A 26,175-nucleotide genomic window follows, 5' to 3' on the forward strand; every position below is an offset into this window, starting at 1 on the left:
TCTTTCTTCAGTGCTCTCTTAATAGGAAAGGCAGAGGGGTTAAATGAATGGAAAAGTTTAAAAAGGATCAAGACGATGACAATTTTAAAAGAAATGAATGAGCTAGATTGGGTTGATGTCTGTGCGCTAGATGATGTAACGCCAAATACAGGCGTAGGTGCACTTATTGAACATCAGCAAATTGCTATTTTCCGTGTCGGTGCTGAAAAGCGGGTATATGCCTTGAGTAACCAAGACCCATTTAGCCAAGCTTTTGTGATGTCGCGCGGCATTATTGGTGATTTACAAGGTGAGCGGGTGGTGGCGTCCCCGATTTATAAACAGCATTTTAGCTTGGCGACAGGACGCTGTTTAGAAGATAAAGATCAAAAACTGTTAGTTTTTCCAAGCAAAATTGAAAATGGCCGAGTGTGGATTAGTCCAACACCACAAAAAACCTATATCACCAACACAGGTGCATCTCAGGAAAAAATGAAGCTGGTGCTGGTTGGCAATGGCTTAGCGGGCATGCGTTGTTTGGAAGATTTACTCGACATGGCACCAGATCGTTATGACGTGACAGTGATTGGTGAAGAGCCTTGGGGAAACTACAACCGTATTATGTTATCGCCTGTATTGTCAGGAGATAAAACCATTGACGATATCATGTTGCATCCACATGCATGGTATAGCGACAAAGGAATTTGTTTCATTGCGGGTGATCCTGCGGTACGTATAGACCGTCCTCGTAAGCAGGTCTATACCGAAAAAGGCGAAGTGGTCGATTATGATCGTTTAATTTTAGCGACAGGTTCGAAACCGTTTATTCCTCCAATTGCTGGAGCGGATTTGAAAGGTGTCATTAGTTTCCGAGATATCTACGACATCAACACCATGCTGGATTACTGCAAGACCAAGAAAAATGCCGTGGTAATCGGTGGTGGACTGTTGGGACTTGAAGCTGCATATGGTCTCAAACAACGCGGGATGAATGTCACGGTTTTACATCTGATGGATCGTATTATGGAGCGCCAATTAGACAGTAAAGCCAGCCAAATGCTACGCCATAGTATTGAACAAAAGGGTATCTCCATTATTACTGAGGCCAATACTGAAGCATTGGTGGGTGTAGATGGTCATGTCACTCAAATTCGCTTGAAAGACGGTACAGTTTTAGCGGCGGATCTTGTGGTTTTTGCAGTTGGTATTCGTCCGAACATGGCACTTGCACAAAGTGCAGGACTGCGCTGTAACCGTGGTGTGTTGGTGAATGACACCATGCAGACTTTTGACCCAAGTATTTACGCCGTGGGAGAGTGTATTGAGCATCGTAGCCAGACTTTTGGTTTGGTTGAGCCACTTTGGGGGCAGGCGTTCATTTGTGCCTCACATTTGGCGGAGCATGGCAGCTTAACGTTCAAAGCGCCGACAGTACCAACACAGTTAAAGGTAAGTGGCTGTGATGTGTTCTCAGCAGGTAATTTTGAACCTAAGGATGACTTTGAAGATATCATTTTAAATGATGAAAAACGTCAGATTTATAAACGTATTATTATTCAAAAGGATAAAGTCATTGGTGCGGTGTTGTTTGGTGATACCGAAGATGGTGTCTGGTATGCAGAGCTTATTTCGGATCAAACCCCAATTTCCTCAATTCGAAATAAACTGTTATTTGGTAAAGATTTTGCATTAAAAAAAGCAGGGTAAAACCTTCCACTAACCCCTTCTAAAAAGGAGGGGGTGATTTTAAGTATTTGCCATAGATGAAGGAGCGAAGCAGAAATGAATAGTATCCCTGTAATGGAATTGCATAGCTCCACAGAAAAAATGATTACAACTACACAAACCACCTGCCCATATTGTGGGGTGGGTTGTGGGGTAACAGCAACTGTTGAAGAAACGGCTTTAGGGCAAAAAGTCTCTGTGGTGGGTGATGCTCAGCATCCATCTAATTTCGGAAAGTTGTGCATTAAAGGCAGTAATTTAGCCGACACGGTAGGTTTAGAAACGCGCGTCTTACATCCCATGTTGGGGCGTAAACCGCAACGTGAGGTAAGTTCATGGGACACCGCAACAGACTTAATCGCCAACAAATTTCAACATTATATCGATCAATATGGGCCTGAAAGTATAGCTTTTTATGTCTCAGGTCAACTGCTGACTGAAGACTATTATGTGGTCAATAAATTTGTTAAAGGCTACTTGGGTACAGCCAATATCGACACCAATTCACGGTTGTGTATGTCTTCAGCCGTTGCTGCGCATAAACGTGCTTTTGGGGAAGACTTAGTTCCAGCCAGTTATAGTGATTTTGAACACACTGATATGGTGGTTTTAGTCGGTTCAAATACAGCTTGGTGTCATCCTGTGCTGTATCAACGCATCATGAAAGCCAAAGAGGAGCGAGATCTTTTTGTCGTCGTGATTGACCCGCGTTTTACTGCAACCTGTGAGGCGGCTGATTTACACTTACCAATTTTACCGGGGCAGGATGTCGCACTGTTCAATGGTTTATTACAGTATTTAGCAACCAATCATTATACCGATACCGATTTTATTGCAAAGCATACTCAAGGCTTAGAACAAGCGCTGGTAAGCAGTGCTTCTGAATCATCCATAGCGAGTGTGAGCGAACGGACGGGGATTTCTGTTGAAAAATTAGCACTCTTTTTTGAAAAATTTGCACAAACAGAAAAAGTGATGAGCTTATTTTCAATGGGTGTGAATCAGTCTTCACGTGGGGTAGACAAAGCCAATAGCATTACCAACTGTCATTTGTTAACTGGAAAAATTGGGAAATTGGGCGCTGCACCTTTTTCGATGACGGGCCAGCCGAATGCAATGGGCGGGCGTGAAGTGGGTGGCCTTGCCAATATGTTGGCTGCCCATATGGATTTGGATAATCCCAAGCATCAACAATTGGTACAGCAGTTTTGGCACAGTCCAACCATTGCCAAGCAAGTAGGTTTAAAAGCTGTCGACCTTTTTGAAGCAGTTGAAAGCGGTAAAATTAAAGCCATTTGGATTATGGCGACTAATCCTGTGGTGAGTTTACCCAATGCTGATCAGGTGAAACGTGCACTAGAGAATTGTGAGTTTGTGGTGGTGTCAGACATTTGTCTAGATACCGATACCACGCAATATGCCGATGTGTTGCTGCCTGCATTGGGTTGGGGTGAAAAAGATGGGACAGTCACCAATTCAGAACGCCGTATTTCCAGACAGCGTGCTTTTCTAGAACGCCCAGTCCAAGCACAAGCGGATTGGTGGTCAGTTTCACAAGTTGCGAAAAAATTAGGATTTCAGGGTTTTGACTTTGAAAGTAGTCATGACATTTTCAAAGAACATGCCCAGCTCTCAGTCTATCAAAATGCAGAAATTGCTTTACGTTCATCGACAGAAACATTCCGCTATTTCAATTTGGCAGGTCTGACGAATCTTTCATTTGATGACTACCAAGAGCTTGAACCGACGCAATGGCCTGTGCTCGTACCTTTGAAAAATGGCCAAACCACACCAAACACTTTTGCCCAATTATTTAAAGATGGTCAGTTTAGTCACCCAGATGGTAAAGCCAAGTTTATTGCAACAACAGCAGTTGGTGCAGTAAATCCAACCAGCAGTGAATATCCATTGGTGCTCAATACGGGACGCATCCGCGATCAATGGCATACCATGACACGTACAGGTTTATCAGCCAATTTAAGTACACATAAAGCAGAACCCTATTGTGAAATTCACCCAAATGATGCCTTGAAATATGGTTTGAAAGATGGGGAACTGGTAGAGATCAAATCGGCTTGGGGAAATTGCGTACTGCGTGCCACGGTCAGTGACAATATCCGCCGTGGACAGATTTTTGCACCGATTCACTGGAGTGATCAATTCGCATCAGATGCACGGATTGGCAAAGTGGTGAATCCTGTGGTGGATGCGATTTCAGGAGAACCTGAGTTCAAACATACCCCTGTGATGATTCATCCGTTTTATACGCAATGGCAGGGCGTATTTTATGTCAGAACGGGCTTTGAACATTTGGTACAACAAAGTATTGAACAAAGCATTTGGTGGACCAAAATCAAAACGTCCAAAGCTATTCGTTATGAGCTGGCAGACCGTCGACGTTTTACGGAAACGACCGAACAACTCAAAGCTTTATTGCCTTTTGATGATGAAAGTTTTGAATGGCTCAATGTAGAAGATCAAACCGCTCATATCAGTCATAGTGTGGTGTTACAAGATGGACACCTCGTTGCAAGTCTGTATATTGCGCCTAAAGCGTTATTGCCAGATCGAGACTGGGTGGCAAGTCTGTTTAAGCGCGAACGCTTAAGTGCGATGCATCGGAAGGCTTTATTGGCAGGGCAAGCCATGTCAATGACTAATAGCGATGGCCCACTGGTCTGTAGTTGCTTTAAAGTTGGGAAAAATCGTATTATCGATGTCATTAAAGAAAAAAATATCACCCATGAAAAACAAGTCACTGCATGCTTAAAGGCAGGAGGCAATTGCGGTTCCTGCTTACCTGAAATTCGAGGTCTGATCAAAGCTTGTCAAACGGAGGAGGTAGAATGAAAAGAAAAATATTCAAACCCGTGAGCTACCCAGAAACTGAAGTTGTCATTTTGGCGGGCGGTCAGGCGCGTCGTATGAATGGCATTAATAAGCTCTTGCAAAAATTTGATGATGAAATTCAACTTATCAAAATTCATCAGCAGTTAAAGTCACGTGCAACCAAGGTATGGGTCAACAGCCATAGGGATCATTCCATTTATGAGCGGTTGATTCCGTCGATTGGCTTTTTTGAAGATGAGGCAACAGGCTTTCAAGGGCCCTTGATGGGGATGAAAAGTGCATGGAGACATGTGCAATCAGACTATGTGCTGTTCGTACCCTGTGATGTGACTTTTATTCCGAAAAAAGTGTTTTCACGGTTACATCAGGCGATGCAACAAGATCCGAACTGTGGTGTTGTTATTGTAGAAATCAATGCTCGTGCACTGTATCCGTTTTGTTTGTTAAAAAGGAGCAGTTTACCGATATTGATTCAGCACCTTGAGCAAAATCAGCGCAGTTTAAGGCAGTGTTTTGCAGATTTGCACCCACAAGTGGCACGATTTAAAAATCATGCACTGTTTTTTCACAGCATTAACTCGTTGGATGAGTTACAACAGCATCGGCAGCTCAATTTTTTATAAATATCTCAGATATTGAAGAGAGGAGGTTTGTGTCGAGAGTAGAAGATGTTGCCATAAACTGATTTGACTGTTTAAATAAAAATCTATAAAAGAACTAAATAAATACTTATTTTTATATTAAATTTATTATAAAACAATTATTTGAAATAGGTTTAGAGGGAGTCGTTATTTTATTTAGATCTTGAACGTATGTAGCAGTGATCACTTATTGCGGCGGTGAACTGAAATACTCAAAATTTAGAAAGTGCACAAAGTTGGAACAGTTATTGCAAAATATACTTCAGAAAATAGGGCGTGAAATATGAACTGCACCCACACCGCTCAAAGGACGCATAGGCAAGACAGATGAACAGCATGACCCATGTATCCGCAGTTAGAGTATTCCAAGATCAGTTTGGACGTGAAAAGCGCAAACTACGAATCTCGGTGACGGATCGTTGTAATTTTAAATGCGTCTATTGCATGCCCGAACATCCCGAATGGATGAAAAAGCACGACTTGCTCAACTTTGAAGAACTGTACCATTTTTGCAAATTTATGGTGCAGCATGGCATTGAGCAAATTCGTATCACGGGAGGTGAACCGTTGATGCGCCAAGGTGTGGTACATTTTATCGAACAGTTACAAAGCCTAAAAAAACAGGGGCTGAAGCGTATTTCCATGACCACCAATGGTCATTATTTAAAACAATATGCTGCTGCTTTAAAGCAAGCAGGGCTGGATGATTTAAATATTAGTCTAGACAGTCTAGATGCCGAGCAATTTCATCACCTCACCAAGAAACAACTAGATACAGTGTTGGAAGGCATTCAGGCTGCACAACAGCTTGGTTTTAACATCAAAATCAATACTGTGTTGATGAAAGGCATCAATGACGATCAAATTGTCCCTTTGGTGCAGTGGGCAAAGCAGCAAAAGGTAGAGCTGCGTTTTATTGAGTTTATGCCTTTAGATGGCGATCAAAATTGGTCGCAAGCCGATGTCGTCACTGAACAAGAGATTTTGTCGCAACTCAGCTCGCAATTTAAAGTGCAAGTGCTTGAGGGGCAAGGTGCCAATCCAGCACGTAGTTATCGGGTAGATGGCGAGATGGTTGGGATTATCTCCACCATTAGCAACTCGTTTTGTGGGGAGTGTGACCGACTACGGTTGAATGCACAGGGTGAGTTTTATAATTGTCTTTTTGCCAAGCAAGGCTTAAATTTAAAGTCAGATATTCAGCAACTTACTCTGCTCAATCAGCACGAACCCTTTGTTTTAGAAAGTAAACTTTCAACTTATGTTTGGCATAAAGAGCAAGGCTTTTATACTATTCAAAAACAGCAGTTGCATCAGCCCGTGCGAAAAATCAGTATGCATATGATTGGAGGTTAGGATGACTCAGGAATTAAACAATGTGATTAGAGTGAAGATCGAAGCTTTTGGTGCGATTGAACGCCAGTTACCCCCCAATTTAACGCTGCAATGTGAGCCAGATTCATCGGTTACGGTGGTTTTAAAGGATCTCGTTGCTCAATACCCAGCTGTCCATACATTATTGGAGCGCTGTGCCTGTGCAATGGGTGAAGACATTATTCCAAGGCAGACTATTTTAAGTCGAGATTGTACTTTGGTATTGTTGTCCCCTGTGGCAGGAGGTTGAGATGGAATTAAAACAATTTCCGCGGATTCAAACCGTGGTTTTTAGTCAAAATGACTTTGATGGCATCCAACATTTTCCTGAGTGTGGTGGCATTGGCATATTCATTGGCACAGTGCGGAATCACCATCAAGGTAAAGCTGTAAAAGCATTAAAATATACCGCTTATGCACCTGTCGCTGAAAAAATGATTCGTCAAATTGAACAAGAGATCCAATTAAAATATGGCGTGTCTTATGTTCGGGTGGTGCATCGCATTGGTGCTTTAGATATTGGTGATACTGCGATTATTGCGATGGCGTACGCCGCGCATCGCCGTGAAGCCTTTCAAGCCTGTGAGGAAGCGGTAGAGCGGGTCAAACATGAAGTTCCTGTGTGGAAAGAGGAATTTTATATGGACGGTACCAGTCAGTATGTAGAGGGCTGCTGTATTCGAACAGATCATGAAGCGCCAAAACCTCATAGCCATGAGCATTGCGAGCATGCACATGTTCATCCCTAACAACTGCATCATGCACTGCCAATATTTACCAGTAATTCCTTTCAGATCTGAATAAAGGAAATTTAGTAATAGTTGAGTATGAATGAAAAGTGGCGAGATAATTGAAAGAAAAATCTTCTGAAAACTTTATGAAAAATAATGCTTAGGTTAAGATGATCCATTCTTATATTTGAAGTCTTTTGAATCGCTATGCAACCATTTGTTCTATATAACTCAGAGCAACGCAAAAAAGTAGAATTCGTACCTCGTGTTGAGGGGCATATTGATATGTATGTCTGCGGTATGACGGTGTATGACTACTGTCATATTGGACATGCGCGCGTGATGGTTGCATTTGACTATATTATTCGCTTCCTGCGTAGCCAAGGTTGGAGCGTGAAATATGTACGTAATATTACCGACATTGACGACAAAATCATTAAACGTGCCAATGAAAATGGCGAGTCGATTACGCAGTTGACAGATCGCTTTATTCAAGCGATGAATGAAGATGCTGAAAATCTAGGCTGCCTACATCCAGATGAAGCACCGCGTGCGACGGATTATATTGATCAAATGCAAAGCATGATTGGTAATCTGGTTGAAAAGGGTACAGCTTATCCATCTGCCAATGGTGATGTGTATTTCCAAGTGGAAAAATTCGCTAAATATGGTCGTCTTTCAGGACGTAAATTGGAAGATATGCAAGCGGGTGCATCTGAACGTGTCGATGTTGAAGTTGAGAAAAAACATCCCTTTGACTTTGTACTTTGGAAACATGCCAAAGAAAATGAACCTGCATGGGCTTCGCCATGGGGCAAAGGTCGTCCGGGTTGGCACATTGAATGTTCTGCCATGTCGACTTGCTGCCTAGGGAACCATTTTGACATTCATGGTGGTGGTTCGGACTTGATGTTCCCGCACCATGAAAATGAAATTGCACAGTCTGAGGCTTCAACTGGCGAGCAGTATGTCAACTACTGGATGCATGTCGGTTTTATCAACGTTGATGGCGAGAAAATGTCGAAGTCATTGGGCAATTTCTTTACCATTCGCGATGTGATGGATAAGTTCCATCCTGAAGTGATTCGCTACTTCATTGTGTCATCACACTATCGTAGCCCTGTGAACTTCTCTGATGTTGCTTTAAAAGAAGCAAAAACAGCGCTGTCACGCTTCTATCATTCATTTAAAGCTTATCAACAAGCCTATGGCGATACACAAATCGCTACCTTAGATGAAACATTGCTTGAGCGTTTCAATAGTGCCATGCGTGATGACTTCAATACCGCTGAAGCCATTGCGGTATTGTTTGAAGTCAACAAAGAATTGAACCGTGCCGTGAAAGAGCAACAAGCGGAACAAGCGGCGATTTACTATGCAACCTTACGTCATTTAACCAATATTTTAGGTTTGGTTCAGCACAATGTTGAAGAATTCCTGAAGTCTGATATTGGGCAAGAGGCTTTGGCTTTGTCTGAAGAGCAAATTGAAGATTTGATTCAACAACGTCAAGATGCGAAAAAAGCCAAAGAATTTGCCAAAGCGGATGAAATTCGTCAGTCCTTGTTGGATCAAGGTGTGGTTTTGGAAGACACTCGCCAAGGGACAATCTGGCGCCGTGCTGATTAATTCAGCAATTGCATTATAGAGTGTTGACAGTTTGATGAAACTCTCTATAATGCACATCCATATTGCGGGAATAGCTCAGTTGGTAGAGCACAACCTTGCCAAGGTTGGGGTCGCGAGTTCGAGTCTCGTTTCCCGCTCCAAAATTTAAAAAGCCTCAAGTTTAACTTGGGGTTTTTTTATGCCTGTCATTTGAGTGTGTTGAAAATAATTCATTTAAATGTGAAATTATCTCGGCGTTTCAGCCCATAATTTTGACAAAAATATGCTTAAATTATTCATCTTCATTTGTGAATAAAATTGTGTTTCTTCAACCCCATAGCACTGTCGTATCGACCGAAGCTCGAGACTATCCTGAATGGCATTTGGGACGAGAACGCTATGCACTTTGGTATATTGAAGTGGATGATCCCGTTTTGATCAGCTATTTAACAAAGCTTCGTGAGCAGTTCTCAGATTTGCTTTATCAACCAAATCAACGGCAGTTTCATATCACTTTATTTGTTGCAGGTTTTTGGGTAGAACAGGCAACACAGTCGGATGACTTTAGTCGAGTGCAACTGAATCAGCAGCTTGAACGCCTTAAAAATTTAAAACTAGAATCTTTTCAGTTACAGATAGGTGGATTAAATAGTTTTGAAAGTGCCTTATTTTTAAAAGTGGATGATACCGCAGGCGTATTGGATAAAATTAGAAAAACATTGCTGCATACATCGCAGGAAGTCGCAGCATTAAGTTATTGTCCACATATTACATTAGGTCTATACCGTGAAGCGGTGAGTAGTGATCATGTATTGGCACGTATGGCTGAAATTGAAGATATTAGCTATAGCTTAAATGTCTCAAAGCTCACGTTTGGTTTTTATCAGTCCCATGTCTTACAAGGGTCATTGTTTTCACATACACAGATTGAGTTGGGGAATGCGCAATGCAACTGATTTTAGGTGGTGCACGTTCGGGGAAAAGTCGCTTGGCGGAGCAGATTGCACAACAGTTGGCGCAGCCTGTGGTTTATGTGGCAACTGCACAAGCCTTGGATGGGGAGATGCAAGTGCGTATTCAACACCATCAGCAACAACGACCTGAAGATTGGGGGCTGTGTGAAGAACCTATTTATCTTGCAGCGCAGTTGCTCAAATTAGATTGCCCAAACCAAACCATTTTGGTCGATTGTCTGACTTTATGGATGAGTAATTTACTGATGCATACTGACCCAGATTTGCAAGTTCAAGAATGCCAGAAGTTGTTAAATGTTGTAGGAAATTTACAGTCTGAGCTGATTTTAGTGAGTAATGAAACAGGCCTAGGTGTGGTTCCAATGGGACAAATCAGCCGTCGGTTTGTCGATGAAACAGGGCGATTGCATCAGCAGTTAGGTCAAATTGCTCAAAAAGTGGTGTTCTGCGTAGCAGGATTTCCAATGATTTTAAAAGGAGAACAAGTGTGAGTTGGTGGTTAGAAGCATGTCAAAGTCCGAGTGAGTCTGTATTGGCTCAAGCCCTAGCACGCCAGTCACAGTTGACCAAACCGACAGGCTCGTTGTCGGAGCTTGAATCGGTTGCAGTGACTTTAGCTAGTTTGCAAAACACTGTAAAACCCAAGATTGACCGTCCATGGATTACGATTTTTGCAGGTGATCATGGGGTGATGGAAGAAAATATTTCTGCCTATCCACAAGCGGTGACGCGTCAAATGTTGCAGAACTTCGCAACTGGCGGGGCGTGTATTAGTGTGATTGCCAAAGAGTATCAAGCCAAGTTACAAGTCATCGACTGTGGTTCAGTCGGTGAAGCGTATGAATATGTCGGGGTTGAACGCCACTGCATCCGCGCGGGGACGGCTAACTTTGCTCAAACCCAAGCCATGACTGAAGCTGAATGTGAAGCAGCTTTTGCTTTGGGACAAAAAAGTGTGGAAGATGCCATCGCTTATGGGGCAGATATCTATGTCGCGGGTGAGATGGGCATTGGAAATACCTGTTCAGCCTCAGCCGTGGCTTGTTTTTTATTGGCTGAACCCGCTGAAAAGCTCACTGGTGTTGGAACAGGTATCCGTACTGAACAATTGATACATAAAAAACAGGTGATTGATCAAGCACTTTCACTGCATGCGCAATATGTCGGGAATGATCCGTTTAAAGCCTTATGTGCAGTGGGTGGACTTGAAATTGCAGCCATGACAGCTGCGTATATTCGCTGTGCGCAATTGGGGCTGCCAATGGTGGTAGATGGGTTTATCAGTACCGTTTCGGCATTGCTCGCAGTATATTTAAATCCAGACGTTCGCGCTTGGATGCTTTTTGGGCATCAGTCGGCTGAATATGGTCATGTACGTTTGCTAGAAGAACTTAAAGCGATGCCTTTATTGAAGCTGAACCTACGTTTGGGTGAAGGCAGTGGCGCAGGGGCTGCACTGGGGTTGATCAAGTTAGCCTGTCGCTTACACAATGAGATGGCAACATTTGCTGAAGCGGCCGTGATTGGTGAGAAAGTTTAAGGATGTTGTATTTAGATTTCCTACGCCACGGCGAAACCAGCTTAAGCCATACTCTACGGGGTAGAACGGATGATGCTTTGACTGCGAAGGGTTGGACGCAAATGCGATATACCATCACACAGACTGAGCAGCTTAGGCAGGCGTGGGATATCATTTATAGCTCACCATTACAGCGCTGCCGTTTGTTTGCAGAGCAATGGGCGGGGCAAAAACAGCTTCCTTTGTTTATAGAACCGAATTTGCAAGAAATGGATTTTGGGGAATGGGAGGCTCAGTCGACTGCGCGACTCTATCAACTCTACCCAGATGAATTGGCTCAATTTTGGCAAACACCGTTAAGCTTTACCCCGCCTCAGGCGGAAAGTTTATTGACATTTAAAAGCCGAGTTCTAGAGTCTATAGAGACCTTGACCCAGCAAATGTATGCGCAGGGCTGGCAACGGGCGTTGATTATTTCCCATGGTGGAGTGATTAAACTCTTAAAATGCCAAGCGCTGAAACAGCATGATAATGATCTTTTAAAAATGTCAGCAGAGTTGGGACAGTTGAACCGTTTTGTATTCGATCAAGGGCAACTTCAGTTTATTCAAAATGAGGATGTGTAATGACACCGTTTTGGATTGCATTACAGTTTTTAACGACGTTTCCAGTTCGCTTAAGCGCAATGCCAACGCCTCAGCAAAATGCGCAGGCATTGTTGTTTTATCCTGTAGTGGGTTTGCTTATGGGAGGCATTCTATATGGGATCGCCCTATTATTGCATGCTTTGCCACTTGTGCTGTTAAGCAGTGTGATTCTGGTGTTATGGATTTGGCTTACAGGTGGTTTGCATCTGGATGGTTTGGCTGATACCGCAGATGCTTGGGTCGGTGGTTTTGGCGATAAAGCATGCACACTTGAGATCATGAAAGATCCAAGTTGTGGGCCGATAGGTGTACTCAGCCTTGTCATTGTATGCATATTAAAGTGGTCTGCACTGTATGTGTTATTGCAGCAGCAGTGTTATAGCACACTCATTTTATTTCCTGTCTTAGGGCGTCTCGTGCCGCTATTTTTCTTTTTAAGCACAGACTATGTGCGTGCGAAAGGACTCGGCAGCCAGTTGAGCCAACATTTAGCACGACCAATTGCAATGGCACTTTTACTGCTGATACCTTTGGTGGCTTTGAATTGGGCATGGATTGGTGTTGTAGTGATTGCCACATTTTATCTGGTACTGTGGTATTTGCGATATAAATTTATACGGCGTATTGGTGGTGTGACGGGAGATACCATTGGTGCCAGTATTGAAATAATTGAATTAGCGACACTCTTTAGTTTTGTGGTGGCTACTTTTTATTTCACTTAAGTTAAGGAATTAATAAGAGCCTCTCAGCGTGAAAGATGTGCAGTCATACGTGGTAGAAAGAAAAAATAATAAAAGGTAACAAGCTATATGCACTTGAAACAAAGGTCTTCCATCATCAGCAAAACACATTTGTAGATATGTTGTGAAAATCCAAAGATTTCCGCGCTAGTTGTCTACAGAGATATGATAAAATTGCGAAAATTATTTTTTATGTGCTGACGTTTCATTTCGTCACACGGTTCAGGTAAAACAACGTTGAATTCTGAAAATATGTCAAATCCCATTGATTTCCAAAAAGTTGCTTTAGAAACACTAGAGATAGAGCGTCAGGCACTCTCGGTGCTTGCTCAGCAAATCGATGATCGTTTTAGCCGTGCTTGTGAAATTATCTTAAAGTGTAAAGGTCGCTTAGTCATTACTGGCATGGGTAAATCAGGGCATATTGGCCGAAAAATGGCAGCCACCTTTGCCTCTACAGGTACGCCATCATTCTTTATGCACCCAGGTGAAGCGGGGCATGGTGATTTGGGGATGTTGGTTGCAGGTGATGTGCTGATTGCGATTTCAAACTCGGGTAAGAGTGATGAAATCATGATGCTGATGCCTTTGATCAAATATTTGGGTGTGCCTTTAATTACCATCAGTGGGGATGACCGTGGGCCGATGCCACAGAATGCTGATGTGGCGCTAACGTTAGGCAATATCCAAGAAGCGTGTCCATTAGGTCTAGCACCAACATCGAGTACAACGGCGACTTTAGCTTTGGGTGATGCATTGGCTGTTGCACTGTTAGATGCACGCGGGTTTACTTCAGATGACTTTGCACGCTCGCATCCTGCGGGTGCTTTGGGTAAACGCTTGTTATTACATGTGAAGCATTTAATGCACACTGGAGACGAACTACCGAAAGTGTCTCCAGATACAGCAATGAACAAAGTTCTGTACGAAATCTCTAACAAACGCCTAGGTTTAACCACAATTGTGGATGACAATGATCATCTATTGGGGATTTTTACCGATGGTGACTTACGCCGTTTGATTGATAAACAGCAAGGTTTTGATGTGAACTTGGCGGTGTCTGATGTGATGATTAAGAGCCCGCTGACGATTTCACCGGAAGCACGTGCTGTTGAAGCATTAGAGCGAATGAATGAAAAGAAAATTAACCAATTTGTCGTTGTTGATGAGAGCAATAAAGTCATTGGTGTTTTGAGTATGCATGACCTGATTCAAGCTGGGGTAAATTAAAAAATGGCTTCTTATATTTTGTTAGAACAAGCGCGTTATGTAGAAGCTCTAGTTTTGGATGTTGATGGTATTTTAAGTGATGGTTTTGTGACTTTGACCAACTCGGGAGACGAAATCAAATCTTTTGATATCCGTGATGGTCTAGGCATGAAACTGGTTCAGCAAGCTGGTGTGAAAGTGATTATTATCACAGGGCGTAAAAGTCAGATTGTAGAAAAACGCATGTCTGATTTGGGCGTGGACCTTGTTTATCAAGGCCGTGAAGACAAAGGTGTTGCATTGCGCGAGGCTTGTGCAAAATTTGGTATTTCACCCGAAGATTGTTTATACATGGGTGATGATTGGCCTGACCTATCTGCATTTGCCATTGCAGGCATGAAAGTGACCGTGCCAAATGGTCATTTAGAAGTACGTCGCCGTGCCGATTTGGTAACTCAAGCGATGGGTGGACGTGGCGCGGTACGTGAAATCTGCGATATGATTTTACAAGCCAAAGGTGTATACGAAACTTTACTTGAAAAGTACACCGCAGTCCCGCATTAATCTGTATGCATGCATGAGAGTTTAGTTAACATTTATGGATACTAAAGTTTTATATATCACTGCTGTAACCATTGCGGCTATCAGTAGTGGTTATTACTATTACAGCGGAAAAGGGCAAAAGCTCGAGGTCGATGGTGCGCAAAGCATGACCTATTCTGCTGAGCAGATCCAACTGACTCAAACAGATGAGCAGGGTAATTTATACGTCCGCGCAAAAGTAGATCGTCTTGAGCAGGACATGCAAAAGAAGACCTCTAAGTTAGAGAACTTAAATGCTGAGATGTATAAAGATGGAAAAGTGGATGCGACTTTCTATGCCAAGCAAGCCAATGGCATCAACGACAACGAAAAAGTCGTTCTGACAAACCAAGTGGTTGCAAAGAAAATGTTGGATCAAGGTCAGATGAAGTTTGAGACCGCAGAATTGACTGCGTTTCCACAGACGCGTGAACTTGAATCTCAGCATCAAGTGGTTGTTACGACACCACAAGCCGAATTTGTTAGTCAGGGCTTAAAAGCGAATTTAAATACGGGTCAATATGACTTTTTCCATATTCGAGGGAAGTATGAACCATAATCCAAAATTTTCTATTTCGAAAACTTTCCTCAAGCAAACACTTGCACTGAGTTTAGGTGTGGCTGTTTCAACTTTTGCTTTAGCACTGCCAAGTGACCGTAGTAAAGCGATTTCGTTGGTGGCAGATCGAGCAACGTTTAATGAAAAAACGGGTGTTACGACGTACACAGGCAATGTCATCATTGAACAGGGTACGATGAAACTACAAGCAGATTCAATTGTTGCCAATTTAAATCAAACCCGTCAAATTAGCACCATTACGGCCAATGGTAAGCCTGCACGTTTCCAGCAGCAAGTCAGTACCAATAAAGGTATTGCCAAAGGTCAGGCGCAAAAAATTATTTATAATGCAGAAACAGGCATTATTACCTTATCAGGCAGCGCACTTCTAGAACAAGATGGTGCCAGTATTCGCGGTAATACATTACGTTATAGTATGAACAAAGGTGATATCGAAGCGATTGGTACACCAAACAGCAGTGGTTCGTCGAGTGGTCGTGTTCAAATTGTGATCCCACCTTCAGGGTCTCAATCCTTCCCAGGAGCGCGTGACTAATGGAGCAAACTCTCAATCAGCCACAAACCCTATGTATTAAGCATCTCGCGAAAAACTACAGTAAGCGTTGGGTAGTGAAAGATGTATCTTTTAGCATGCAAAGCGGACAAATCGTAGGTTTGCTCGGTCCTAACGGTGCAGGGAAAACCACCAGCTTCTACATGGTGGTTGGACTGGTGCGTATGGACAAAGGTGAAATTCATCTTGATGACCTAGACATGTCTGATTTGGCCATGCATGAACGTGCGCGTAAAGGCATTGGTTACTTACCTCAAGAAGCCTCAATTTTTAGAAAACTCACCATTTCTGAGAATATTATGTCGATTTTGGAAACGCGTAAAGACCTAAACAAAGAACAACGTAAACAGCGTTTGCATGAATTGCTGGCCGATTTCAAAATTAGCCATATTAAAGATTCATTGGGTATGAGTGTGTCTGGTGGTGAGCGTCGTCGTGCTGAAATTGCTCGTGCGCTGGCAGCCGATCCAAAATTTATGTTGCTCGATGAACCTTTTGCTGGGGTTGATCCAATTTCCGTGGGCGACATTAAAGATATTATTCGTACCCTAAAAGACCGTGGTATTGGCGTTCTTATTACGGATCATAACGTTCGTGAGACTTTGGCGATTTGTGAACGTGCTTATATCGTGAGTGAGGGTGCGGTGATTGCTGAAGGTTCTCCAGATGAAATCTTAGCCAATGAAACCGTGCGTCAAGTTTACCTTGGTGATGACTTCACTGTATAAGATTATTCTGCGCCAATGAAAAGAGTTGGCGCAGATTTCCCTCCCATATGTTTAATCCATCGCTTTGCATTGAATTAATAACAGGGCATCCCCTTATACTCAAACTGTGTGCTCTGCCATCCTTTTGAAATCGCTTTTTTTAGCATGCTACATAAGATGCATATCTCTTTATTTTGTGTGGGCTTAAAGCGAAAAGCCATTTTCATACGATAGTTGATTGAAAATACGTTATAATTTTTTGTGAAATTTTTAAAAATTACGCTATGCCATTTACCATCTCTAGTTTAGTGAGCTATGAAGAAGACATTAAAAAAAGTCGTTTTCAAGCTTTTGCTGTGCCTGTTGAAAATGAACAAGCCGTTAAAGATTTTCTAGAGCAATATAAAGATATCAGTACCACACATCAGTGCTGGGCATGGAAAGTTGGCCACAATGTTCGTTTCAATGATGACGGTGAACCTTCAGGTACCGCAGGTCGTCCTATTTTGGCCACCATCGAAGGTAATGAGCTAACCAATGTTTTGGTTTTGGTCAATCGTTGGTATGGTGGTGTCAAGCTAGGCACAGGTGGGCTGGTACGTGCTTATGGTGGAACAGCGGGACAGTGTTTACTGTTGGCTGAAAAAATAGAACTCATTGAAAAGAAAAAAGTACATTTTGCCTGTCAATTTAATGAATGGGCAATTTTCCAGTATGAGCTGAATAGCCAGCAGATTGAGTTTAATGAGCAATATACTGCGGAGGGCGTGCTTGTAGAGGCATTATTACAAGTGCATCAGATTGAAGCGCTCGCAGTTAAAATACAAGACCTAACCCGTGGGCGTGAAGCATTAAAAATTGTGGATGGCCATCATGACTGATCCCTTATTAAAATATCGTGAACAGCATAAGCACCGCTTAAATTATATGCCTTGGTTGTATTGGTCGCTCAAGCCTAAAAACCGTGTGTGGGCTGAAGCATGGCAGCAAGAATACCAAGCTTATTTAATGGAAATGGAAACCGTTGAAATTGGTCAAAATTGTTTTATTTCTCCATTGGCACACATATTTGCAGAGCCTGGTCGTAAAATTGTCATTGGGGACAACACCTTTATTGCTGCGGATTGTACTTTGCATGGGCCTCTAGAGATCGGCAGTGAAGTTGCGATTAACCATCATTGTATTTTAGATGGTGGACGTGTGGGGATTAAGTTACATGATCAAGTGCGTATTGCGGCTTATTGTCACTTATATGCCTTTGATCATGGTATGGCACTTAGCGATCCGATTTATCAACAACCTGTGCGTTCAAAAGGGATAGAAATTGGTCGGGATGTTTGGTTGGGTGCACATGTGGGTGTGAAAGATGGGGTGAAAATTGGTGCACATGCTGTGGTGGGGATGAATAGCATGGTAACCAAAGATATCGCCGAGCAATCGATTGTTGCTGGCAATCCTGCACAGTTTATTCGTTTACGTGATTAAGATATCAAAGAATATTGAACATTTATCAATACTTAATTACATAAAAACCTGCCATCAAAAAAAAAGATATGCTAACTTTAGAACAACAATGAGACCTTATACCAAATGCGGTGTAATGAGAGGCGATAATGAAACGAGTCATTGCATGTATTGATTCTTCCCCTTGTATCAATGCCCTAGCAGAAGCTGCGGCATGGATTGCAAAACAGACGGGGCGGGAATTGGTCCTTTTACAAGTTTTGGATTATTATCCTGCAAGTTATCACTTAGGTGAAATTAGCGGGGTAATTGGATTTGAAAGCAATGCAATGTTGCTCAAAGAGCTGGCTGAATTAGAGCAAAAACAAAGTGAACTTGCGCTCAGTTATAGCAATAATTTGCTCGATCATATTTCTAAACTCATTCTCGAAACGCATGGCCTACATACAACGCATATTCAAGAAAAGGGTGACTTTCTAGAGCAAAGTTTTAACTTATTGCACGAAGATGACATTGTGGTGATTGGCCGTGTGGGTGAGAAATCGGCTGAACGCAATAAACCATTGGGCAGTAATGTTGAAAACTTTATCCGTGGTGCAAATTGTACCGTCATGACGGTAGGTGATAGCTTTAAGCCACCTACGCGCTTTATCTTTGCCTACGAGTATTCACCGACGTGTGTGAAGATGATGAAGCGGATTGCGCAAAGTGATCTACTGCGCCTCTTACAATGCCATTTGGTCTATGTCGGTGACCACCCTGAAATTTTAAGAGAACCTGAACAGTATTTGAAAGATGCGAATTTGGATGTGATTACAGAATATCGTTATGGTGACGTGGCTGAAAATATTCTGGAATACCAAAATGAGCATGGCATACAACTGATTGTGCTCGGTGCGTTCAGCCACAGTAAAATTCATCAGTTCTTCTTGGGCAGCATTGCAACCACTATTTTTAGGAATGCCAAAGTTCCTTTACTGGTTGCCCGTTAATTTAGAGTGATTTCTCTGAATTGGAACTGTTTTATCCATAGTTATCCGCATTAATTGTGGATAACTATATGGACAGTAAATGTAAGTTTATAATTTATATAAGCTTAAATTAATCGATTGTTTTTTAATCTAAGTTTTGGCTTATTTTACAATGGCTAAGGCAAATCCATCATGTCCTTTGCTACCGACCGTTTGAAGTGCGGTGCACGACAAAATTTTCGGATGGTTTTGCATCGCTTTGAACATATCTCGAATCCCTTCAATACTTGGTTTATGATTTTCAGGATTGATAATATCGCCTGCACGAATTACGTTATCGAGGAAAATCAAAGTACCTGAATGAGATAGGTTCAGGCTTAATTCCAAATACTCTGGGTAGCTTTGTTTATCGGCATCAATAAAAATAAAGTCGAAAGGTTCAATGTCTGCAGGCAGTGATTTAAGGATATCTGCTGCACGTCCACATTTGAGTTCAATGGTTTGTTTAAGCTGAGCTTTGTCAATATTTTCTTGACCCATCGCGGCATGCGTATCACGCCCTTCAATCGTTAAAATATAGCCGTCTTCAGGTAAAGCACGCGCTAACCACATGGTGCTATAGGCAGCAAAAGTGCCGAGTTCTAGCACACGTTTACACTGATTCATTTGAATCAACATCTGTAAAAGCATACCTTGGTTGGGTGCAACAGCTAAGTGATCTGGAAAACCATGCTTCTCTGTATTTTCTAAAGTTTGCAGTAGAATGGGGTCTTCAGGAATTAAATGTGCATCGATATAGTTATCAATCTCTGTCCACATTTGTTGCATAGCATGTTCACCTTGGTTGCGATGTGGAGCATTTTAAACTTTTATTTTCAGAGTGCAATTTTTCCGACCATATTTGTTGAAATTAATGCTCAAAAAAAGAGGTCATATTGACCTCTTTTAATTTTTAAAAACTAGTAACTACACATCGAAGAATTGCGACTGAGGTCTGGGCCCCATGTGCGATATCCTTGGGTATCAATGTGAATCTGACCAGAAGCATATAAACCTAAGCCCATGTTCAAGCTCTGACCATGTTGGGTCCAAAATTGGCATAGACGATATTTTGTATTTTCAATATAAGCATAATCTTCGGGTTGCGGGTTTTCAGACCCAATTCGAAAATCGATGGCAGAATTGAATAAGTGGCGGGATGAGTTTGCACCGCCAGCACATTGGTTTAAAGGTAGATCACGATAAACTGAAGTGACTTCAAAATCAGTCAGTACTTTGGCTGCAACTAAATATTTAAATACTTTTAAGGTCGCAATTTGGTTTTTCCAAAGTTCACGGTTCGGGATCATGTATTGTGAACGACCACATTTTTGCCAGTCACGTGCTGTTCTGAGCAGTTCAAAGCTTGGGATGATATTTCCCACGCCATTGCGTTCAAGAAAAACTTCATACTCACGTACGCGTGCTAGCGTGTCACCGACAGACATCCAAGCATTGTAGGTATAAGGAATAATTTTAGGTGGAGCAGGGCGGTCAAAACTAATTTTCTCTTGCGGGATAAAAATACGTTTTCCATCAGGAGTTGTGATGGTCTGTCCTTTGTGGGATGAAGTCGTACAGCCAATCATCACCAAGGGGATTATGCTAACCGCAAATAATCCCTTTAAAAATTTCTTCATTATAGAAATCAAATATTTAAAAAATACGGCTATTATTTTAATCCAAATTTGTGAGGAAAAATTGGAAATATTGCAATCAAATGTGTGTTTTAGGTATAAAAAAAGATCAGCTTATGCTGATCTTTTTCTGGCTTACTTTTCTAAGTATTGTAACTTATCTGTTTTACCGTTCCATTCTTCACGGTCAGCAGGTTGGTCACCAATCTGGGTAATGTTCGGCCAAGTTTGTGATAATTCAGCATTTAGTTCAATAAATACTTCTTGACCTTCTGGCAGTTCATCTTCAGAGAAAATTGCATTTGCTGGACATTCAGGTTCACACAGTGCGCAATCGATACATTCATCCGGATTGATCACTAGAAAGTTTGGACCTTCATAGAAACAGTCTACTGGACAAACTTCTACGCAGTCTTGATATTTACATTTAATACAATTTTCAGTGACAACAAAGGTCATGGCGAAGGCTACCTAAAAATATGGTTCTAATAACTAATGTGTATTTTAGGCAAAAACAGCACCAACTAACAATTGCTTTTATTGATATTTGTTATATGCACGGCTGTTAAATTTAATAAAAACTGAATATTCTGCTGAAAACCGCTTTTAACAATAAAAAAGACCGTCATTTTGACGGTCTAGATGATTTACGAAAATCGAAAGCCATTATGAATGTAACTGATCTTTCAATGCATAAAGCTGCTGTAAAGCTTCACGTGGGCTTAAGTTATCGACATCAATGCTCTTGAGTAGTTCAAGTGCGGCAGAAGGTTTCTCAATTTCGACTACACGTTCAATGATTTCAAGTTCAGGCGTTTCTATTACAGCAAACAAATCATTTTGAACGACTTTAGGTTTTTGCAGTTGTTGCTTCTCTAAAACTTTCAGACGATTTTGTGCTTCTTTGATCACATTGGCAGGAATACCCGCCAATTTTGCTACTTGTAAGCCGTGACTTTGACTCGCTGGCCCATGTTGGACTTTATGTAACAAAATGAGGTTGCCGTTGAGTTCTTTTGCAGTGACATGGTAGTTATCAATAGCAGTTTCTTTAGCCAGTTCGGTCAGTTCAAAGTAGTGCGTGGCAAATAAACATAAGCATTTAATGCGTTTGGTTAAGTCAAGTACGCAAGCCCATGCCAAAGATAAACCATCATAGGTACTGGTGCCACGACCAACTTCATCCATCAAAACCAAAGACTGATTGGTTGCATGATGCAGGATTTGCGAGGTTTCAGTCATTTCCACCATAAAGGTCGATTTGCCTGTAGATAGGTCATCTGCAGAACCAATACGGGTAAAGATTCGATCAATTGGACCTAATACTGCCGATTGGGCTGGTACATATGAGCCACAATAGGCCAATAGGCTAATTAAAGCCGTTTGACGCATAAAGGTTGATTTACCACCCATGTTAGGACCTGTAATAATGGCCATACGGTGGTTAAAATCAAGTGTCGTGTCATTCGGTGTAAATGTGGCTTTGTTCAACGCCTCAACTACTGGATGACGTCCCGCAATAATTTTAACCCCAATTTCTGGGCTATACTCAGGACGTGACCAATTGCGTAAGCGAGCCTGATGTGCAAAGTTGGCTAAGAGGTCGATTTGCGCAATAGCGCTACTCATCATTTGTAAATGACCAATGTCGGCGCGGAGTTCATCTAAAAGCATTTCGAACAGCATTTTTTCGCGGGCTAATGCGCGGGACTCACTCGAAAGCACTTTGTCTTCAAAGGTTTTTAGCTCAGGGGTGATATAACGCTCAGCATTTTTCAAGGTTTGACGACGAATGTAGTGATCAGGTGCTTGCTCGGCTTGTGCACGGGTCAGTTCAATATAATACCCACTGACACGGTTATAACCAATTTTTAAGGTCGAAATTCCAGTATTTTGACGTTCTTGAATTTCAAGGTCGATCAAGTACTGTCCTGCATGATCGCGAATTTTACGGAGTTCATCCAGTTCATGATCGAAGCCTTCGGCTATTACATTTCCATCCCGTAAAAGCACAGGTGGATGTTCAACAATGGCAGACATTAAACGTTGATGTAAGCCATGGAAATCACCCAATTCCTCATTCAATTGGCTAATGAGTGCAGACTGTTTGCTTTGGATCACGGGTTGAATGGCATGACGTAAATAAGGGATTTGTGCACAGGCTTGGCGCAGTTGCACTAAGTCACGTGGACGGGCACTACCTAAAGCCACCCGACTGAGGACACGTTCAATGTCTCCAATCTCTTTTAATACTAAACGGACTGGCGATTCGTGGTAGCCATCCACAAGACTCTTGGTGGCATCTAAACGTGCGTCTAAGAGCTTGGTGTCACGTAACGGTTGCATCAGTGTACGACTAAGTAAACGTCCACCCATTGCAGTTTGACAGTCATTGATGAGTTGGAATAATGACGTGCCGTGTTCAAACAGAGGCTCAACCAGCTCTAAGTTTCTACGCGTCACAGGATCAAGCGCAATGAAATCACTGCTTTGTTCTAGTTGAATTGAGCGAATATGCGGCAAGGCAGTCTTTTGCGTTTCTTTGGCATAATGAATCAGCGATGCTGCTGCTGCTTTGGCAAGCGGCAAATGATCAATACCGAAACCAGCTAAAGTCGATACAGCAAACTGATCACATAAAGTTTTTTGTGCATTGTTTAAATTAAAGTCGACATTGGGACGGCGTGTTACAGGGCAGTCGAGCAGTTTTTTAATGTGTTCAATGATATTGGGGTCGACAATATTTTCATCGACCAAAATTTCACTTGGCATGAGGCGAGACAGTTCAATACCGAGTTGCTCAAGCTGAAACTCTTGTTGCTGAACTTTGAATAAACCTGCACTCAAATCTAACAGCGCAATACCAATTTCATTTTGTTGTACGCAAAGCGCAACAAGGTTTGAACTTTGATGTGCAGTCAGTAAGGCATCGTCAGTCAGCGTACCCGGTGTAATAATCCGGACAACGCCACGTTCAACAGGTGCTTTACCTGTAACCTCACCAATTTGCTCGCAAATGACGACGGTTTCGCCTTTTTTCACCAAGCGAGCAAGGTAGCCTTCAGCTGCATGGTAAGGAACACCTGCCATAGGGATGGGTTGACCATTGGCTTTGCCACGATGGGTCAGGGTAATTCCGAGAAGTTTAGCGGCCTTATGTGCATCTTCAAAAAATAGCTCGTAGAAGTCACCCATACGATAGAACATCAAAGAGTGCGGATGTTGCATTTTGACGCCCATGTACTGTTGCATCATGGGAGTGAGGGTGGACAAATCAGTTATGATTCCCGAATTGCTCATGTAGGTGAAATCCTTAAATCTTTGAAAATGCACAATATAAAAATAGACCGAGCGACACCGCTTACCGTGTGTATTTATGCGCTATGAACAGCTATTGTATGAATGGCAATATCTTAGCAAAATTGAAAACGACTAAACAATAAATCATCTATAAAGCGAACAGTTGTTAAACAGCCAAGTGATTATTGCTGTATGCGTTAGCGTAAAGCAAAAATAAAAGAGCCTAAACATCTGTTTAGGCTTTTAAAGATTTAAGGTTTATACAGACCGAGTTCAGTCAGGTGCAACCGCAGGATACGACGTAACTCAAGAACGGCTTCAGGCGTTTCTTGAATAGAATGTCCACCTTTAATAATCTTCTCAGACAATGCACCATCTAGATGGGCACTCGTATAAGGCACGACATCGTCTGTAATGATATTGAGGTCATCACTTTTGGTCGCATTCCCCATGATACTGTGGAATTTCATGCCTTTGTATGGAACGACATTTTTCGTTAATCGAGTGAAGTTAGAGTTCTTGCTGAGATCACTTGGCCCATTTTGAATGAGTCCATTATCGACATCTTTAATGAAGGCTTGTAGGTCAGGGTCACTACTTTGTATAACATCGGTCAGTGCCCCCAAAAACGCACCTGGTAGACGAATAACTTTACGTGCCGCAAGGGTAAACCAGCGGTCAGCAAACTCTGTCCCACGATGTGGCGCTGCCAAGAAAATGGCCCGACTAAAGTTTGGAATCGGTTGAATGTCGAGGCGCGATTTAAACAGAGGGTCATTTTTAAATTGTTGCACACGTCGATTAGGTAGCAGTTTCATTGCCGCAGGGGTTAAGTCAGCATCGCTTACCAAAAGCCGCGCAATAATGCCGCCCATACTATGACCAACTAACACTGCATCCTTTTTGGCAGGCGCTTTGCTGTCGACCAAATTAAAACTTTGTTGAATGATTGCATAGATTTGGAAACGACTTTCCAAAATTGGCATATTGGTCGAGTAGAACACTTGCCAGACTTGATAGTGTTCACGCAGCACAGGATCGCCCATGACATCATTCGTCAAACGAATCCATGCCTCTGGACTACTGGCTAGTCCGTGAACGAGCACCACTACTTTTTTATTTGGGTTGTACGGCTCAAGCATGTATAGGTGCGGCATGGTGAGGCGTGCATCACGATCAATCAGTGATAAATACGCGGCTTTGCCTAAGTTGTTTTGTGCCAACCATAAGCCATAAGGTGCAGAAAAGTTTGCAGCAAGAGGGTAACTTTTGCCTGCAATTTTCGCAGATTCAAACTTGTAGGGATCATAAGCTGAGATTTCAAACTCAGGGTTGTTTAAGATCTCATCGATACTGGATGCAGAGCGTGGCTGTGCAGTAATGGTCGCTGCTAAATAACGGGCATTGTGAATGTTGGGATTACGACCATTGGTATACTGATAATGTAGTGGATCGACAATATATTTGGCTTTTTCTGGTGAGGTGTCATTGTGCTCAGGTGGGAGGACAATCAGAAACTCTGAACCAAAACCATCGCGACGTGTGATAGAGCGCAGGCCTGAAAAGTTCATATTGTAAGTTGACATTAGTTGTTCAACTTGACGGTTTTTTAAAAGTGGGTAGTTATCGTAATTTATGCGGTAAATACTTTGTCCCACTTTGATTTGATTGCCGACTTCTGCTGGTCCATGGCGTAGTCCATAACTATGTACAAGTTTAGCGATAGCTTGGTTATAAAAGTCACGGAGTTGGACTTGTCGGTTATCAAAAATACGATCTTGGGGGCCACGTTTGGTGTTAAACATGTATGCATAACTGTAGCGAATACTTTTATCCAACATGCCGAGTTGTTGATCTAGGCAGCTTTGGTAGTTTTGTTTTTGTAGCGCTTTTTTTTCTTCAGACTGGGTCTTGGCTAAAAGACTCACTTTACAGGCAGATGATTTTTCTAAGGAAATTGCTTTAGCGAGATACAGTTCGCTGGCAGTAGAGAGGAGCTGTTCATCCTGAATTTGTGGAATTTGTCTGAGTTCGCTGACACATTCTTCAGGTTGCTCTGAACAGATTTTGGCTTCTCGACCTGTCATGGACAGCACGTTTAGACTCGCTTCACTGAGCTTATCCCGCGTTAAAATACTTTCACGTTCATTGGTAATCGTGACGTTCAGTGATTGATTTTTCACACTGACCACTTGGCAACCACTCAAGAGCGAAAATAGAGTGGTTACCATCAAGGTGCTACGGATGTATTTAGGCATAAAAAGCGTCGACTACCGTTTATTCTTTTGAATTTTTTAAATCATACGATAATTCTCGGATTTATCAATTCGCCTAAAATAAAAATA

25 protein-coding genes and 1 tRNA gene are annotated in these 26,175 nt (G+C 42.2%); 21 read left to right on the forward strand and 5 right to left on the reverse strand.

The window, feature by feature from the left end; all coding sequences use genetic code 11:
• Positions 1–75: 75 nt before the first annotated feature.
• The 21 genes from nirD (at position 76) to KVY11_RS04880 (ending at position 18,875) form a co-directional block, all read left to right on the forward strand.
• Complete coding sequence (gene nirD / locus KVY11_RS04780; protein WP_218288287.1) at positions 76–1,686, forward strand: nitrite reductase small subunit NirD; 1,611 nt, start codon at positions 76–78, stop codon at positions 1,684–1,686.
• 75 nt (positions 1,687–1,761) lie between these two features.
• On the forward strand, positions 1,762–4,554 hold the full coding sequence (locus KVY11_RS04785) for a nitrate reductase (protein WP_218288288.1): 2,793 nt from the start codon (positions 1,762–1,764) through the stop codon (positions 4,552–4,554).
• Positions 4,551–5,177 (forward strand): molybdenum cofactor guanylyltransferase, encoded by a 627-nt coding sequence (locus KVY11_RS04790; protein ID WP_218288289.1) that lies wholly within the window; start codon positions 4,551–4,553, stop codon positions 5,175–5,177. The genes KVY11_RS04785 and KVY11_RS04790 overlap by 4 nt, the downstream gene beginning before the upstream one ends.
• Before the next feature lie 345 nt (positions 5,178–5,522).
• Complete coding sequence (gene moaA, locus KVY11_RS04795; RefSeq protein WP_218288290.1) at positions 5,523–6,551, forward strand: GTP 3',8-cyclase MoaA; 1,029 nt, start codon at positions 5,523–5,525, stop codon at positions 6,549–6,551.
• Position 6,552: 1 nt separating this feature from the next.
• Positions 6,553–6,819: a MoaD/ThiS family protein gene (locus KVY11_RS04800; protein WP_205667818.1), complete on the forward strand. Its 267-nt coding sequence runs from the start codon at positions 6,553–6,555 to the stop codon at positions 6,817–6,819.
• A 1-nt stretch (position 6,820) separates the two neighbouring features.
• A complete protein-coding gene (locus tag KVY11_RS04805) occupies positions 6,821–7,318 on the forward strand; it encodes a molybdenum cofactor biosynthesis protein MoaE (protein ID WP_114836567.1) in 498 nt (165 codons plus the stop codon).
• A gap of 189 nt (positions 7,319–7,507) precedes the next feature.
• Complete coding sequence (cysS, locus tag KVY11_RS04810; RefSeq protein ID WP_218288291.1) at positions 7,508–8,929, forward strand: cysteine--tRNA ligase; 1,422 nt, start codon at positions 7,508–7,510, stop codon at positions 8,927–8,929.
• Between the two features lie 64 nt (positions 8,930–8,993).
• Positions 8,994–9,069: transfer RNA gene (locus KVY11_RS04815), tRNA-Gly, on the forward strand.
• Positions 9,070–9,216: 147 nt separating this feature from the next.
• Entirely contained in the window at positions 9,217–9,864 is a 648-nt protein-coding gene (locus KVY11_RS04820) for a 2'-5' RNA ligase family protein (protein ID WP_218288292.1), read from the forward strand.
• Positions 9,855–10,373, forward strand: a complete 519-nt coding sequence (cobU, locus tag KVY11_RS04825) for a bifunctional adenosylcobinamide kinase/adenosylcobinamide-phosphate guanylyltransferase (RefSeq protein ID WP_218288293.1) — start codon at positions 9,855–9,857, stop codon at positions 10,371–10,373. Before KVY11_RS04820 ends, cobU begins: the two co-directional genes overlap by 10 nt.
• Positions 10,370–11,422 (forward strand): nicotinate-nucleotide--dimethylbenzimidazole phosphoribosyltransferase, encoded by a 1,053-nt coding sequence (gene cobT, locus KVY11_RS04830; RefSeq protein WP_218288294.1) that lies wholly within the window; start codon positions 10,370–10,372, stop codon positions 11,420–11,422. The genes cobU and cobT overlap by 4 nt, the downstream gene beginning before the upstream one ends.
• A 2-nt stretch (positions 11,423–11,424) precedes the next feature.
• Positions 11,425–12,027: a histidine phosphatase family protein gene (locus KVY11_RS04835; RefSeq protein ID WP_218288295.1), complete on the forward strand. Its 603-nt coding sequence runs from the start codon at positions 11,425–11,427 to the stop codon at positions 12,025–12,027.
• On the forward strand, positions 12,027–12,770 hold the full coding sequence (locus KVY11_RS04840; protein ID WP_218288296.1) for an adenosylcobinamide-GDP ribazoletransferase: 744 nt from the start codon (positions 12,027–12,029) through the stop codon (positions 12,768–12,770). Before KVY11_RS04835 ends, KVY11_RS04840 begins: the two co-directional genes overlap by 1 nt.
• Positions 12,771–13,040: 270 nt before the next feature.
• Positions 13,041–14,018, forward strand: coding sequence for a KpsF/GutQ family sugar-phosphate isomerase (locus KVY11_RS04845; protein ID WP_218288297.1), 978 nt, complete (start codon positions 13,041–13,043; stop codon positions 14,016–14,018).
• 3 nt (positions 14,019–14,021) lie between these two features.
• Positions 14,022–14,561 carry an HAD family hydrolase gene (locus KVY11_RS04850; RefSeq protein WP_004982122.1) on the forward strand — a complete coding sequence of 180 codons (540 nt, stop codon included), beginning with the start codon at positions 14,022–14,024 and terminating at the stop codon, positions 14,559–14,561.
• 34 nt (positions 14,562–14,595) lie between these two features.
• Positions 14,596–15,138, forward strand: a complete 543-nt coding sequence (gene lptC / locus KVY11_RS04855; RefSeq protein ID WP_218288298.1) for an LPS export ABC transporter periplasmic protein LptC — start codon at positions 14,596–14,598, stop codon at positions 15,136–15,138.
• Positions 15,128–15,694, forward strand: coding sequence for a lipopolysaccharide transport periplasmic protein LptA (gene lptA, locus KVY11_RS04860; protein ID WP_004982118.1), 567 nt, complete (start codon positions 15,128–15,130; stop codon positions 15,692–15,694). Before lptC ends, lptA begins: the two co-directional genes overlap by 11 nt.
• Positions 15,694–16,440: an LPS export ABC transporter ATP-binding protein gene (gene lptB, locus KVY11_RS04865; protein WP_004696348.1), complete on the forward strand. Its 747-nt coding sequence runs from the start codon at positions 15,694–15,696 to the stop codon at positions 16,438–16,440. Before lptA ends, lptB begins: the two co-directional genes overlap by 1 nt.
• A 263-nt stretch (positions 16,441–16,703) precedes the next feature.
• Positions 16,704–17,300, forward strand: a complete 597-nt coding sequence (locus KVY11_RS04870; RefSeq protein WP_218288299.1) for a YigZ family protein — start codon at positions 16,704–16,706, stop codon at positions 17,298–17,300.
• The gene (locus tag KVY11_RS04875) at positions 17,293–17,904 is read left to right on the forward strand and encodes a DapH/DapD/GlmU-related protein (protein WP_218288300.1); all 612 of its coding nucleotides are present in this window, start codon (positions 17,293–17,295) and stop codon (positions 17,902–17,904) included. The genes KVY11_RS04870 and KVY11_RS04875 overlap by 8 nt, the downstream gene beginning before the upstream one ends.
• 128 nt (positions 17,905–18,032) lie before the next feature.
• Entirely contained in the window at positions 18,033–18,875 is an 843-nt protein-coding gene (locus tag KVY11_RS04880) for a universal stress protein (RefSeq protein ID WP_004696353.1), read from the forward strand.
• Between the two features lie 141 nt (positions 18,876–19,016).
• Here the strand turns inward: KVY11_RS04880 and KVY11_RS04885 are convergent, their stop codons facing one another.
• From KVY11_RS04885 to KVY11_RS04905, 5 genes are all read right to left on the reverse strand, one after another.
• Positions 19,017–19,682, reverse strand: a complete 666-nt coding sequence (locus tag KVY11_RS04885; RefSeq protein ID WP_010327063.1) for an O-methyltransferase — start codon at positions 19,680–19,682, stop codon at positions 19,017–19,019.
• A 131-nt stretch (positions 19,683–19,813) separates the two neighbouring features.
• On the reverse strand, positions 19,814–20,533 hold the full coding sequence (locus KVY11_RS04890; protein ID WP_004982106.1) for a D-Ala-D-Ala carboxypeptidase family metallohydrolase: 720 nt from the start codon (positions 20,531–20,533) through the stop codon (positions 19,814–19,816).
• A gap of 132 nt (positions 20,534–20,665) precedes the next feature.
• Complete coding sequence (gene fdxA / locus KVY11_RS04895) at positions 20,666–20,989, reverse strand: ferredoxin FdxA (RefSeq protein ID WP_010327061.1); 324 nt, start codon at positions 20,987–20,989, stop codon at positions 20,666–20,668.
• Between the two features lie 207 nt (positions 20,990–21,196).
• A complete protein-coding gene (gene mutS / locus KVY11_RS04900) occupies positions 21,197–23,830 on the reverse strand; it encodes a DNA mismatch repair protein MutS (RefSeq protein ID WP_218288301.1) in 2,634 nt (877 codons plus the stop codon).
• A 251-nt stretch (positions 23,831–24,081) separates the two neighbouring features.
• Positions 24,082–26,088 carry a triacylglycerol lipase gene (locus KVY11_RS04905; protein ID WP_218288302.1) on the reverse strand — a complete coding sequence of 669 codons (2,007 nt, stop codon included), beginning with the start codon at positions 26,086–26,088 and terminating at the stop codon, positions 24,082–24,084.
• Between the last annotated feature and the right edge of the window lie 87 nt (positions 26,089–26,175).

The sequence above is a fragment of the Acinetobacter sp. CWB-G5 genome (assembly GCF_019209785.1).
Taxonomy (GTDB): Bacteria; Pseudomonadota; Gammaproteobacteria; order Pseudomonadales; family Moraxellaceae; genus Acinetobacter; species Acinetobacter johnsonii.

Coding starts and splice junctions, on each gene's coding strand:
- nirD (WP_218288287.1), top strand. CDS start 76: ATGACAATTTTAAAAGAAATGAATGAGCTAGATTGGGTTGATGTCTGT.
- KVY11_RS04785 (WP_218288288.1), top strand. CDS start 1,762: ATGAATAGTATCCCTGTAATGGAATTGCATAGCTCCACAGAAAAAATG.
- KVY11_RS04790 (WP_218288289.1), top strand. CDS start 4,551: ATGAAAAGAAAAATATTCAAACCCGTGAGCTACCCAGAAACTGAAGTT.
- moaA (WP_218288290.1), top strand. CDS start 5,523: ATGAACAGCATGACCCATGTATCCGCAGTTAGAGTATTCCAAGATCAG.
- KVY11_RS04800 (WP_205667818.1), top strand. CDS start 6,553: ATGACTCAGGAATTAAACAATGTGATTAGAGTGAAGATCGAAGCTTTT.
- KVY11_RS04805 (WP_114836567.1), top strand. CDS start 6,821: ATGGAATTAAAACAATTTCCGCGGATTCAAACCGTGGTTTTTAGTCAA.
- cysS (WP_218288291.1), top strand. CDS start 7,508: ATGCAACCATTTGTTCTATATAACTCAGAGCAACGCAAAAAAGTAGAA.
- cobU (WP_218288293.1), top strand. CDS start 9,855: ATGCAACTGATTTTAGGTGGTGCACGTTCGGGGAAAAGTCGCTTGGCG.
- KVY11_RS04835 (WP_218288295.1), top strand. CDS start 11,425: ATGTTGTATTTAGATTTCCTACGCCACGGCGAAACCAGCTTAAGCCAT.
- KVY11_RS04840 (WP_218288296.1), top strand. CDS start 12,027: ATGACACCGTTTTGGATTGCATTACAGTTTTTAACGACGTTTCCAGTT.
- KVY11_RS04845 (WP_218288297.1), top strand. CDS start 13,041: ATGTCAAATCCCATTGATTTCCAAAAAGTTGCTTTAGAAACACTAGAG.
- KVY11_RS04850 (WP_004982122.1), top strand. CDS start 14,022: ATGGCTTCTTATATTTTGTTAGAACAAGCGCGTTATGTAGAAGCTCTA.
- lptC (WP_218288298.1), top strand. CDS start 14,596: ATGGATACTAAAGTTTTATATATCACTGCTGTAACCATTGCGGCTATC.
- lptA (WP_004982118.1), top strand. CDS start 15,128: ATGAACCATAATCCAAAATTTTCTATTTCGAAAACTTTCCTCAAGCAA.
- lptB (WP_004696348.1), top strand. CDS start 15,694: ATGGAGCAAACTCTCAATCAGCCACAAACCCTATGTATTAAGCATCTC.
- KVY11_RS04870 (WP_218288299.1), top strand. CDS start 16,704: ATGCCATTTACCATCTCTAGTTTAGTGAGCTATGAAGAAGACATTAAA.
- KVY11_RS04875 (WP_218288300.1), top strand. CDS start 17,293: ATGACTGATCCCTTATTAAAATATCGTGAACAGCATAAGCACCGCTTA.
- KVY11_RS04880 (WP_004696353.1), top strand. CDS start 18,033: ATGAAACGAGTCATTGCATGTATTGATTCTTCCCCTTGTATCAATGCC.
- KVY11_RS04885 (WP_010327063.1), bottom strand. CDS start 19,682: ATGCAACAAATGTGGACAGAGATTGATAACTATATCGATGCACATTTA.
- KVY11_RS04890 (WP_004982106.1), bottom strand. CDS start 20,533: ATGAAGAAATTTTTAAAGGGATTATTTGCGGTTAGCATAATCCCCTTG.
- fdxA (WP_010327061.1), bottom strand. CDS start 20,989: ATGACCTTTGTTGTCACTGAAAATTGTATTAAATGTAAATATCAAGAC.
- mutS (WP_218288301.1), bottom strand. CDS start 23,830: ATGAGCAATTCGGGAATCATAACTGATTTGTCCACCCTCACTCCCATG.
- KVY11_RS04905 (WP_218288302.1), bottom strand. CDS start 26,088: ATGCCTAAATACATCCGTAGCACCTTGATGGTAACCACTCTATTTTCG.